The organism is Streptomyces sp. NPDC058646, from assembly GCF_042716875.1.
Taxonomy (GTDB): Bacteria; Actinomycetota; Actinomycetes; order Streptomycetales; family Streptomycetaceae; genus Streptomyces.
Genome location: NZ_JBHXRK010000011.1, coordinates 151,219 through 162,353, shown reverse-complemented (window position 1 = coordinate 162,353; position 11,135 = coordinate 151,219). Strand labels below are relative to the sequence as shown.

Sequence of the window (11,135 nt, the reverse complement as noted above, 5' to 3'; positions counted from 1 at the left end):
GCCCCTGGTTATTTCCCTTTTTTTCTTGCCCCCGTCCTTGGACTGCTGGCGTTCTTGATTAAAATACACCTACCCCCCCCCGTTCCCCGCCGCCCCCCCGGTTGGGGGGCCCCCGCTTCTCGTTGTGCGGAACGGCCGAGCACCCGTAGGGGCCGCTGCGGTACCCTGACGCCATGCGTGCCGTACGCCTTCTGCTTACCGAGCCGCGCTGATCAGTACCGACCCTTCGACGGTCGGCACCGGCGCGGCGTCCCCTCCTGTGCGAGGGGTTTTTTCGTTTGGGCAGGCAGAGACGGCAGAGACGATCGATGGAGCTTCAGAAATCATGAGCGAGACGAACACCCCGGCCCCCGAGGCGGCCGAGGCGCACCGTTACACGGCTGCCATGGCCGCCGACATCGAGGCTCGCTGGCAGGACGTATGGGACGCGCAGGGAACCTACGAGGCCCCGAACCCGACCGGTGACCTGGCCGGTGACCCCGCGGCCGTCGCACGGCCCAAGAAGTTCATCATGGACATGTTCCCGTACCCGTCCGGTGCGGGTCTGCACGTCGGCCACCCGCTCGGGTACATCGCCACCGACGTGTACGCCCGCCACCAGCGGATGACCGGTCACAACGTCCTGCACACCCTGGGCTTCGACTCCTTCGGCCTGCCGGCCGAGCAGTACGCCGTGCAGACCGGCACGCACCCGCGGGTCTCGACCGAGGCCAACATCGAGAACATGAAGGTCCAGCTGCGCCGGCTGGGCCTGGGCCACGACAAGCGCCGGTCGTTCGCCACGATCGACCCCGAGTACTACAAGTGGACGCAGTGGATCTTCCTGCAGATCTACAACTCCTGGTACGACTCCGAGGCCGGCCGCGCCCGGCCCATCACCGAACTGGTCGCCGCCTTCGAGGACGGCTCCCGTGAGGTCCCCGGGAGCCGCGCCTGGAGCGGGCTGACCGCCGCGGAGCGGGCCGACGTACTGAACGGCCACCGGCTGGCGTACTCCTCCGACGCGCCCGTGAACTGGTGCCCCGGCCTGGGCACCGTACTGGCCAACGAGGAGGTCACCGCGGACGGCCGTTCCGAGCGCGGCAACTTCCCCGTCTTCAAGTCCAAGCTGAGCCAGTGGAACATGCGGATCACCGCGTACGCCGACCGGCTGCTGGACGACCTGGAGGCGCTGGACTGGCCCGAGGCCATCAAGCTGCAGCAGCGGAACTGGATCGGCCGCAGCGAGGGCGCGCGCGTCGACTTCGCCGTGGGCGACGCCGGTGCGATCACCGTCTTCACCACCCGCCCCGACACGCTGTTCGGCGCCACCTACATGGTGCTGGCGCCCGAGCACGAGCTGGTCCCCGCCGTCGTCCCCGCGCAATGGCCCGAGGGCACCCACGCGGTGTGGACCGGCGGCTACGCCACCCCCGCCGAGGCCGTCGACGCGTACCGCAAGCAGGCCGCCTCGAAGTCGGACGTCGAGCGGCAGGCCGAGGCCAAGGACAAGACCGGCGTCTTCACCGGCGCGTACGCGACCAACCCGGTCAGCGGCGAGCAGGTCCCCGTCTTCATCGCCGACTACGTGCTGATGGGCTACGGCACCGGCGCGATCATGGCCGTGCCCGCGCACGACAGCCGTGACTTCGAGTTCGCGCGCGCCTTCGAGCTGCCGATCCGCTGCGTGGTCCAGCCGACCGACGGGCGCGGCACCGACACCGCCGAGTGGGACGAGGCGTTCGTCTCGTACGAGGCCGAGCTGGTGAACTCCTCCGGCGAGGGCATCTCGCTGGACGGGCTGGGCGTCGTCGAGGCCAAGGCCGCCGTCACCGCGTGGCTGGCCGAGCGCGGCATCGGCGAGGGCACGGTCAACTTCCGGCTGCGCGACTGGCTGTTCAGCCGCCAGCGCTACTGGGGCGAGCCCTTCCCGATCGTCTACGACGAGGACGGCGTCGCGCACCCGCTGCCCGAGTCGATGCTGCCGCTGGAACTGCCGGAGGTCGAGGACTACTCCCCGCGCACCTTCGAGCCCGACGACGCCGCGTCGAAGCCCGAGACCCCGCTGTCGCGCAACGAGGCGTGGGTCGAGGTGGAGCTGGACCTGGGCGACGGTGCGGGCGTCAAGCGCTACCGCCGCGAGACCAACACCATGCCCAACTGGGCCGGCTCCTGCTGGTACGAGCTGCGCTACCTGGACCCGCACAACGCGTCGGCGCTGGTGGACCCGGAGATCGAGCAGTACTGGATGGGCCCGCGCGAGGGACAGCCGCACGGCGGCGTCGACCTGTACGTGGGCGGCGCCGAGCACGCGGTGCTGCACCTGCTGTACGCCCGTTTCTGGTCGAAGGTGCTGTTCGACCTGGGTCACGTCTCCTCCGCGGAGCCGTTCCACAAGCTGTTCAACCAGGGCATGATCCAGGCGTACGCCTACACCGACGCGCGCGGTGTGTACGTTCCGGCGGCCGAGGTCGAGGAGCGCGACGGCGGGTACTTCCACCAGGGACAGCCGGTCAAGCGCGAGCACGGCAAGATGGGCAAGTCCCTGAAGAACGCCGTCACGCCGGACGAGATGTGCGAGGAGTACGGCGCGGACACGCTGCGCCTGTACGAGATGGCGATGGGCCCGCTGGACGTCTCGCGTCCGTGGGACACCCGCGCCGTCGTCGGCCAGTACCGGCTGCTGCAGCGCCTGTGGCGCAACATCGTGGACGAGGAGACCGGTGCGGTCACCGTCGTCGACGCCGAGCCCGCCGAGGACACCCTGCGCGCCCTGCACAAGGCCATCGACGGGGCCGGCGCCGACCTGGCGGGGCTGCGGTTCAACACCGCCATCGCGAAGATCACCGAGCTGAACAACACCCTGACGAAGGCGGGCCGCCCGCTGGAGCGCTCGGTCGCCGAGCGGCTGGTGCTGCTGGTCGCCCCGCTGGCCCCGCACATCGCGGAGGAGCTGTGGCACCGCCTGGGTCACAGCGACTCGGTCGTCCACCAGGACTACCCCGTCGCGGACCCGGCGTACGTCGTGGACGAGACCGTGACCTGCGTGGTGCAGGTCAAGGGCAAGGTCAAGGCGCGCCTGGAGGTGTCGCCGGCGATCTCCGAGGCGGAGCTGGAGCAGCTGGCGGTAGCCGACGCGGGCGTGGTGGCGGCGCTGGGCGGCGCGGAGATCCGCAAGGTGATCGTGCGCGCGCCCAAGCTGGTGAACATCGTCATCTGAGGCCGTCCCGTCCCTTCCCGGTAGGTGTGGGGGACATCCCGTACGGGCAGGTTGGGGGTTCGATGGGAACCCCTGGCCTGCCCGTTGCGTTTACCGTGGAGGGGACGGAAAACAGCTGCCTGGGGACTGGGGAAGGGACACTCATGGAGGCCGCGCTGATCATCTTCGCGCTGATGGTGCTTTTCACCTTCCTCGGACTGGGTGCGTACGCCACCGTGAAGGTGGTGGGGGCGGCCAAGCGGGGCGTGGACCGTACGATCACGCAGGCCCGCCGGACCGTGGAGGACACCACCCTCAGGGCGAAGAGCTTCGGCCAGGTCGGGGTCGCCGGGGCACTGGCGCAGCTGCGGCTCGACCTGCGGACCTCGATGAGGACCACACAACAGGCCCTGCACGACGGGGTTCGGGTGGACAGGTCGCTGACGGAGTCGATCGGGCTCTTCGAGCGGCTGAGCGCGCACGGGCACGAGCTGGACGAGGAGCTGAAGCGGCTGGAGCAGGAACCGGACCGCGGGCGGATCGCCGCCTCCCTGCCCGATCTGCGGGAGCGTACGGCGAAGATCACGCAGGCCGCCGACTCCCTGCGCTGGGCCGCGCGCGACCGGGCCCGCCGCTTCGCGGCCGACGACCTGGACGCGCTCTCGGCCCAGATCGAGACCGAGTCGGATGCGCTGCGGGACTGGTCTCCCGAGTCGGTCGACGAGCTGGCGGCGGCGGCCGCCGCGTGGGACGCGGCGCAGGCGGCGGGTGGCGGCGGTACGCCCCGGGCGGCGGCTGCCGGGCCGGGCTCCGGCCCCGCCGCGGCCCCGCCGCAGCCCCGGGCAACGGAGCCGGCCGGGGGTGCCCAGCCGGCTGCGCTGGACCCGGCGGCCCCGGCGGCTCCGTACTCCTGGCAGAAGACGCGACGGCCGGAGAGCACGACCTGAGGCCACGGACGCCGCTCGGTCTTCCTGCGGTGCTTCGTCCGGTCTTCGTCGGTCTTCGCCCGGTCGGCTGTCCGCGGAGGTCCCGGGCTCGGATGTCCGGCGCGATCGTCCGGGGCGGGAGGGTGCTTGCGCCGGTTTTCCGGTGCGGGCGGACGGCCCGCGCGGTCGGAGTGGGGCTCGGCGCGCCTGCGGACGGCCTCCGGCCGGCTGCTGCACGGCTTCGCGGCGGCCTTCGGACTGCGGTCGGACGGCCTTCGGACGGCCTTCGGTGGCCCGGCAGGGGGCCGAGGCTGCCGTCCGACCCCCACGGGCGGTAATCTCCGCCTCATGTCCCGCCATGTCGCGATCGTCACCGATTCCACGGCCTACCTGCCCCAACCGGCCCTGGCGCGGCACGGAATCACCTCCGTCCCGCTCACCGTGGTGCTCGGCGGCGAGGCGCTCGTAGAGGGCACCGAGATCTCGGCGCGCAGCCTCGCCCTCGCCCTGCAGAAGCGCCGCTCGGTCACCACCTCGCGCCCCAGCCCGGAGGAGTTCGTCCAGGCCTACCGGGCAGCGGCGGACGCCGGTGCGACGGGCATCGTCAGCCTGCACCTGTCCGCGGAGTTCTCCGGCACATACGACGCCGCCGTGGTCGCGGCCAGGACGGCCCCCGTGCCCGTCCGGGTCGTCGACACCGGCATGGTCGCGATGGCCCTCGGATTCTGCGCGCTGGCCGCCGCGGAGACGGCCGGTTCGGGCGGTTCCCTCGACGAGGCCGTGGCCGCCGCCGAGAAGCGGGCCGTGGACATGTCCGCCTACTTCTACGTCGACACCCTGGACTACCTGCGCAGGGGCGGCCGCATCGGTGCCGCACAGGCCCTCCTCGGCTCGGCGCTCGCGGTCAAACCGCTGCTGACGCTGGAGGGAGGGCGCATCGAGATGCTGGAGAAGGTCCGGACGGCCTCCAAGGCCATCGCCCGCCTCGAGGAGCTGGCGGTCGAGCGTGCCGGATCGGGGAGCGTGGACGTGGCGGTGCACCACCTGTCCGCGCCCGAACGGGCCGAGAAACTCGCGCAGCGGCTCCGCGAGCGCATCCCCGGGCTGGTCGAGCTGCACGTCAGTGAGGTCGGCGCGGTGATCGGCGCACACACCGGGCCGGGACTGCTGGCAGCCGTCGTATCGCCGCGCTGATCACCGGAACGGGTGACCGGATCATGCACAACGGGCCTGCTGTCCACAGGAATTGAGGCCTCCGAACGGGATGCGGGATGCGCCCCTACCGTCGTGGCATGACTCTTCGCGCCCGTACCCCGCGTCCCTCCGGAGCCACCAGTGGCCCGGGCCGCTCCCGTCTGTCCGACGGCCGACTCCGCCACCGCCGCGGTGACCGCCGACCCCGTCCGGAACCGGCGGCGGTGCACCGCCGGGCCGAGGCCCTGCTCGGCGGCAGCAGCCCACCGCGGGACCCCGCCCTCCCGCGGGACCCCGCCCTGCCGCGGGATCCCGCCCCGTCCGGGCCGGAACCTGGCGGTCCGCTGCCCGGGGAGGAGGCCGGTTCCCACGCGCCTCCTCCGCCCGCCGGGCCCGGCTCCCGGGAAGCGGGTGAGCAGGCCGCCGGGGGCGCGTGGAGATCCGCCGTGCGGGAACGGCTGCCGGTCTGGCTCCAGGCCCGCTGCGGGGTCGAGCCGCGCACGGTGGCCGCGGTGACGCTGGTGTTGCTGGTGGGGGTGGGCTTCGCCGCGCACCAGTACGGAGCTGCCCGGCCGCAGCCGGTCGTCGCGCCCGACGTGGTAGCCCCGGGGAAGGCGCCGCCCGAGACCCAGGCCCAGGCTCCGGCCCTCGCCGCCGCCGCGCCAGGGGCCGCTCCGGGCTCCGGTTCGCCGGTCGTCGTCGACGTCAGCGGCAAGGTCCGGGAGCCCGGAGTGCGGAGGCTGCCCGCCGGTTCGCGGGTCGAGGATGCACTGGCCGCCGCCGGGGGAGTACGGCCGGGCACCGACACCACCGGGCTGAACCGGGCCCGGGTCCTGGTGGACGGCGAACAGGTGCTGGTGGGTGCTCCCGCCGAGCCGCAGCAGCCGCCCGGCGGGGCCCGCCCCGGTACCGGGCCGGGTGCGGGCCCGATCAGCCTCGGCTCGGCCACGGTGGAGCAGCTGGACGGCCTGCCGGGGGTCGGGCCGGTGCTGGCGCAGCACATCGTGGACTTCCGCACCGCCCGCGGCGGCTTCCGTTCCGTGGAGGAGCTCCGGCAGGTCGAAGGCATCGGCGAGCGCCGCTTCGCCGACCTGCGGACGCGGGTGCGGCCGTGACCGGGCCCGAGGGGTCCGGCCCGGTCGATCTGCGGCTCGCGGCGCCGGCGCTGGCCGCCTGGGCTTCGGCCGCCCTCGCGCTGGACGCGCCGAGCGGCTGGACCGCCGCCGCCGTGGCCATGGGGGTGGTGGGGGCGGGGCTGCTGCTCGCGGCCGGACGGCGGAGGCCCGGGCCGCGGTGGCGGGTCGGCGCCGCGGTGGCCGCGGCCCTGCTGTGCGCGGCCGCCGGGGCCGGGGTGGCGGGCCTCCAGCGGGCCGAGGCGCGGGCCGGGCCCGTCACGGGGCTGGCCCGGGAACACGCCCGCGTCCTCGCGGAGTTCACCGTCACCTCCGATCCGCGGGTCACGTCGAGGGGCGCCGGGCCGCCCCTGGTGGTGCTGGACGCGGTGGTGAACCGGGTGACCGGGCCCGACGGGTCGCGGACCCGGGTCGCCACGCCGGTGCGGGTGCAGGCCGGACATCCGGGATGGGCCCGCCTGCTGCCCTCGACGCGGGTGACGGCCGTCGTCCGGCTGGCGCCGGCCCGGGGCGGGGAGCGGGCCGTGGCCCTGCTGCGCCCGGCCGGGGACAGCCCGCCCCGGATGCTCGCCGGACCGGATGCCGCGCAGCGCCTCGCCGGGCGGCTGCGGGCCGGGCTGCGGGAGGCCACCGAGGGGCTCGCGCCCGATGCCAGGGCCCTGCTGCCGGGGCTGGTGGTGGGGGACACCTCCCGCGTGCCGGCCGATCTGCACGAGGCCTTCCGGGCCACCGACCTGCTGCACCTGCTGGCCGTGTCCGGGTCCAACCTGACCGTCGTGCTCTTCCTGCTCATCGGGCCCCCGGCCCGCGCCCAGCAGGCCGAGCGGGGCGGGCTGGCACCCCGCCTCGGGCTCTCCCTGCGGGCGACCGCCCTGTGCGGGGCGGCGCTGACGCTGGCGTTCGTCGTGGTGTGCCGGCCGGAGCCGAGCGTGCTGCGGGCCGCCGCCTGCGGGGCGGTCACCCTGCTGGCCCTCGCCACCGGGCGGCGCAGGTCCCTGATCCCCGCCCTGGCCGCCGCCGTGCTGCTGCTGGTGCTCTACGACCCGTGGCTGGCCCGCAGCTACGGGTTCCTGCTCTCCGTCCTGGCCACCGGCGCCCTGCTGACCCTCGCCCCCCGCTGGGCCGAGGCCCTGCGCCGGCGCGGGGTGCGGCCCCGGCTCGCCGAGGCACTCGGGGCGGCCGCCGCGGCGCAAGCGGTGTGCGCCCCTGTCGTCGCCGTCCTGTCGGCCCGGATCAGCCTGGTGGCGGTGCCGTGCAACCTGCTGGCCGAGCTGGCGGCCGGTCCGGCCACGGTGCTCGGTTTCGCGGCCCTCGCTGCGGCTCCGCTGTGGATGCCCGCCGCGGAGCTGCTGGCCTGGTGCGCCGGGGTACCGGCCGGGTGGATCGCGGGCGTGGCCCGGGCCGGGGCACGGCTGCCCGGGGCCGAGCTGCCCTGGCCGGGCGGTGTCACCGGCGGCTTGCTGCTGGCCGCCGCCACCTGCGCCGCCGTGGTCCTCGGGCCCCGTCTCGGCCGCAGCCGGTGGGTCCTCTTCGGGCTGGCCGGGCTGCTGCTCCTCGCCGTCCTGCGGCCGCCGCAGCTCACCCGTACGGTCACCGGCTGGCCCCCGCCCGACTGGAGCTACGTGCAGTGCGCGGTAGGGCAGGGCGACGCCGGCGTACTCGCGGTCGCGCCGGGCACGGCCGTGGTCGTGGACACCGGCCCCGACCCCGGTCCGGTGGACGACTGCCTGCGCGCGCTGGGTGTGCGCAGGGTTCCGCTGCTCCTGCTGACGCACTTTCACGCCGACCACGTGGCCGGTCTGTCCGGGGTGCTGCGCGGCCGGACCGTGGGTGTGATCCAGACCACCGGCTTCGAGGAGCCGGCCGGGCAGGCCGCCTCCGTCCGGCGGACCGCGGCGGCGGCCGGGGTGCCCGTCGCGGCCGCCGCGCAGGGCGAGCGGCGCCGGGCCGGGCCGGTGGACTGGCAGGTGCTGTGGCCCTCGCCGGCCGGCCCGCCGCCGGAGGGGCCCAACGACGCGAGCGTGGCCCTGCTGGTCCGGACGGCGGGGCTGACCCTGCTCCTGCTCGGTGACCTCGAACCGCCCGCGCAGCAAGCCCTCTTGAGGGAGCATCCGCACTGGGGCCCGGTGGACGTGGTCAAGGTCGCCCACCACGGCTCCGCGCACCAGGAAGCCGCCCTGTACGAGCGGATCCGGCCACGCCTGGCGATCGTCCCGGTCGGTGCCGGAAACCGCTACGGGCACCCCGCACCGGGTACGCTCGCGCTGCTGCGGGCGGCGGGGGCGACGGTGCTGCGTACCGACACCGACGGTTCGGTCGCCGTCACCGGCAGCGGCCCACGGCTGCGCGCGTTCGCGGCCGGCCGGCGGCGGAAGCGGCGCGGGCATACCGGGCGCGACCCTTCTGTTTGCCCACAACCCGACAGCATGATCGAATGCGTCTTCGCCACAGCGGTCCAAGTCCACACAGCACGGGGGTGCGTCAGTCATGTTCGGTCGCCGACGGGGGATGGAGTCGGCCGGAAGTGCCGGCCCACACACATCCGCGACACTGACGCTGCCGCCGACGGCGCGTCTGCTCAGCTGCCGGGTCATCGACACCGTCCACCAGCCGGTCAGACAGGCCCGGTTCGAGGTGACCGATCCCATCGGCCGGCGGATCGTCAGCGGGGAGACCGACCCGTACGGCGGATTCACGGCGGCCATGCCGGAAGGGGAGTACCGCCTCTCCGTCACCGCCGAGGGGTACGCCCCCTTCCACGGGGCGACGCTGGTGGGGGACCCGGCGCAGGCCGGTACCGCGGAGATCGTCCTCGACGCCGTCGAGCCTCCGCTGCTGCCGCAGCCCGGCCACTGGGAGCTCGACCCGACGCATTCGTCGATCGGCTTCTCGGCCCGGCACATCGGTTTCGCGCGGATCCGCGGCCGCTTCAACACGTTCGCGGGGGCGGTGCGGATAGCCGACCGCATGGAGGACTCCTCCATGCACGTGATCATCGATGCGGCGAGCATCGACACGGGGGTGCGGATGCGGGACGACCACCTGCGGTCCGCCGACTTCCTGGACGCGGCCCGGCACCCCACGGTGGAGTTCTACAGCGAACGGTTCATCCACCGCAGCGGCAGCCGCTGGGCCGTCGCGGGCGCCCTCACCCTCCACGGCGTCAGCCGCTCGGTGACCTTGGACACCCAGTACCTGGGCCTGGGCACGGGCATGGAGGGCGAGCCCCGGGCCGCCTGCCGGGCCACCGCCGAACTGCAGCGCGAGGACTTCACCCTGAACTGGCAGTCCACGCTCGCCCACGGCATCGCGGCCCTCGGTTCGACCGTGGAGGTCGCGCTCGACGTGCAGATCGTGCACAAGGCGTAGGACGGGCACCGGGGCTAAGGGGCCTCCAGCCAGCCTTCGTACGCGTCGGCGAGGGCGTCCAGCGCGGTCACGTCGAGCCGCTCCTGCGGATCCTCGACGACCACCAGCCACTGGGCGTCCTCGGCGTCGTCCTCACCGGCCAGGGCGTCGCGCACCAACTGCGGTTCCTCCGGGAGTCCGAAGCGGTCGACGGCCTCCCGCGCCACCTCCTCGGCGGCGTCGCGGTCGGGCAGGACGAGTACATGTCGCACATTCACGCGACCATTCTCGGACACCGGGTGAGGGGGCCCGCGGCGCGGGGGACTGTCAGTGCGGCGTGGGATGCTGGAGGCGATGGCCACCAGGAAGAATTCCACCGACGATCTGCTTGCCCCGCTCACCCTCGCGGTGGGGCAGGAGGACCTGCTGCTCGACCGTGCCGTACGGGAGGTGGTGGCGGCCGCCCGCGCCGCCGACTCCGACACGGACGTGCGCGACCTCGCCCCCGAGCAGCTCCAGCCCGGCACGCTGGCGGAGATGACGAGCCCGTCGCTCTTCTCCGAGCGCAAGGTGCTGGTCGTGCGCAATGCGCAGGACCTCTCCGCGGACACGGTCAAGGAAGTCAAGGCGTACATCGCCGCGCCCTTCGAGGAGATCACCCTCGTCCTGCTCCATGCGGGCGGGGTCAAGGGGAAGGGGCTGCTGGACGCGGCCCGGAAGGCGGGAGCGCGGGAGGTCGCCTGCCCGAAGATGACCAAGGCGGCGGACCGGCTGGCCTTCGTTCGGGGCGAGTTCCGCACGCTGGGCCGGTCGGCGACCCCCGAGGCGTGCCAGACGCTCGTGGACGCGATCGGCAGCGACCTGCGCGAGCTGGCGAGCGCCGCCGCGCAACTGTGCGCGGACGTCGAGGGCACCATCGACGAAGCCGTCGTGGGCCGTTACTACACGGGCAGGGCCGAGGCCTCCAGCTTCACCGTCGCGGACCGGGCCGTGGAGGGCCGCGCGGCCGAGGCGCTCGAAGCCCTGCGCTGGTCGCTGTCCACCGGGGTGGCGCCGGTCCTGATCACCAGCGCGCTGGCCCAGGCGGTACGCGCCATCGGCAAGCTGGCCTCCGCCCCGCGCGGGGCCCGCCCGGGCGACCTGGCGCGGGACCTGGGCATGCCGCCCTGGAAGATCGACCGGGTCCGCCAGCAGATGCGCGGCTGGTCCGCGGACGGGGTCGCGGACGCCCTGCGCGCTGTGGCCGCCGCCGACGCGGGGGTCAAGGGCGGCGGCGACGACCCGGAGTACGCCCTGGAGAAGGCGGTCGTGGCCGTGGCCCGCGCCGCCCGCCCCCAGCGCCGGTAGGAGGTCCTC

General features: G+C 74.2%; 7 protein-coding genes and 1 pseudogene. 7 read left to right on the top strand and 1 reads right to left on the bottom strand.

The features are described from left to right. Positions 1-325: 325 nt before the first annotated feature. The 6 genes and pseudogenes from leuS to ACFWUZ_RS16060 all read left to right on the top strand — a co-directional run bounded on the left by leuS (position 326) and on the right by ACFWUZ_RS16060 (position 9,800). Complete coding sequence (leuS, locus tag ACFWUZ_RS16085; protein ID WP_384372491.1) at positions 326-3,199, top strand: leucine--tRNA ligase; 2,874 nt, start codon at positions 326-328, stop codon at positions 3,197-3,199. 143 nt (positions 3,200-3,342) lie between these two features. After that, positions 3,343-4,125 (top strand): hypothetical protein, encoded by a 783-nt coding sequence (locus ACFWUZ_RS16080; protein WP_384372489.1) that lies wholly within the window; start codon positions 3,343-3,345, stop codon positions 4,123-4,125. A 327-nt stretch (positions 4,126-4,452) separates the two neighbouring features. Beyond that, a complete protein-coding gene (locus tag ACFWUZ_RS16075; protein ID WP_384372487.1) occupies positions 4,453-5,298 on the top strand; it encodes a DegV family protein in 846 nt (281 codons plus the stop codon). A gap of 446 nt (positions 5,299-5,744) precedes the next feature. After that, on the top strand, positions 5,745-6,413 hold the full coding sequence (locus tag ACFWUZ_RS16070; protein ID WP_384372485.1) for a helix-hairpin-helix domain-containing protein: 669 nt from the start codon (positions 5,745-5,747) through the stop codon (positions 6,411-6,413). 119 nt (positions 6,414-6,532) lie between these two features. Further along, positions 6,533-8,788, top strand: a pseudogene (locus ACFWUZ_RS16065) (ComEC/Rec2 family competence protein); the annotation flags it as partial. Positions 8,789-8,918: 130 nt separating this feature from the next. Next, a complete protein-coding gene (locus ACFWUZ_RS16060; protein WP_384372483.1) occupies positions 8,919-9,800 on the top strand; it encodes a YceI family protein in 882 nt (293 codons plus the stop codon). Positions 9,801-9,814: 14 nt separating this feature from the next. Here the strand turns inward: ACFWUZ_RS16060 and ACFWUZ_RS16055 are convergent, their stop codons facing one another. Then, positions 9,815-10,057 (bottom strand): hypothetical protein, encoded by a 243-nt coding sequence (locus ACFWUZ_RS16055; protein WP_384372481.1) that lies wholly within the window; start codon positions 10,055-10,057, stop codon positions 9,815-9,817. 76 nt (positions 10,058-10,133) lie between these two features. Here ACFWUZ_RS16055 and holA point away from each other — a divergent pair, with 76 nt between their 5' ends. Continuing rightward, positions 10,134-11,126 carry a DNA polymerase III subunit delta gene (gene holA, locus ACFWUZ_RS16050; RefSeq protein WP_384372479.1) on the top strand — a complete coding sequence of 331 codons (993 nt, stop codon included), beginning with the start codon at positions 10,134-10,136 and terminating at the stop codon, positions 11,124-11,126. Positions 11,127-11,135: the final 9 nt, after the last annotated feature.

Bases quoted from the DNA above. Each gene is read 5' to 3' on its own strand.
- ACFWUZ_RS16060 (WP_384372483.1), top strand. From the start codon at position 8,919: ATGTTCGGTCGCCGACGGGGGATGGAGTCGGCCGGAAGTGCCGGCCCA.
- ACFWUZ_RS16075 (WP_384372487.1), top strand. From the start codon at position 4,453: ATGTCCCGCCATGTCGCGATCGTCACCGATTCCACGGCCTACCTGCCC.
- ACFWUZ_RS16080 (WP_384372489.1), top strand. From the start codon at position 3,343: ATGGAGGCCGCGCTGATCATCTTCGCGCTGATGGTGCTTTTCACCTTC.
- holA (WP_384372479.1), top strand. From the start codon at position 10,134: ATGGCCACCAGGAAGAATTCCACCGACGATCTGCTTGCCCCGCTCACC.
- leuS (WP_384372491.1), top strand. From the start codon at position 326: ATGAGCGAGACGAACACCCCGGCCCCCGAGGCGGCCGAGGCGCACCGT.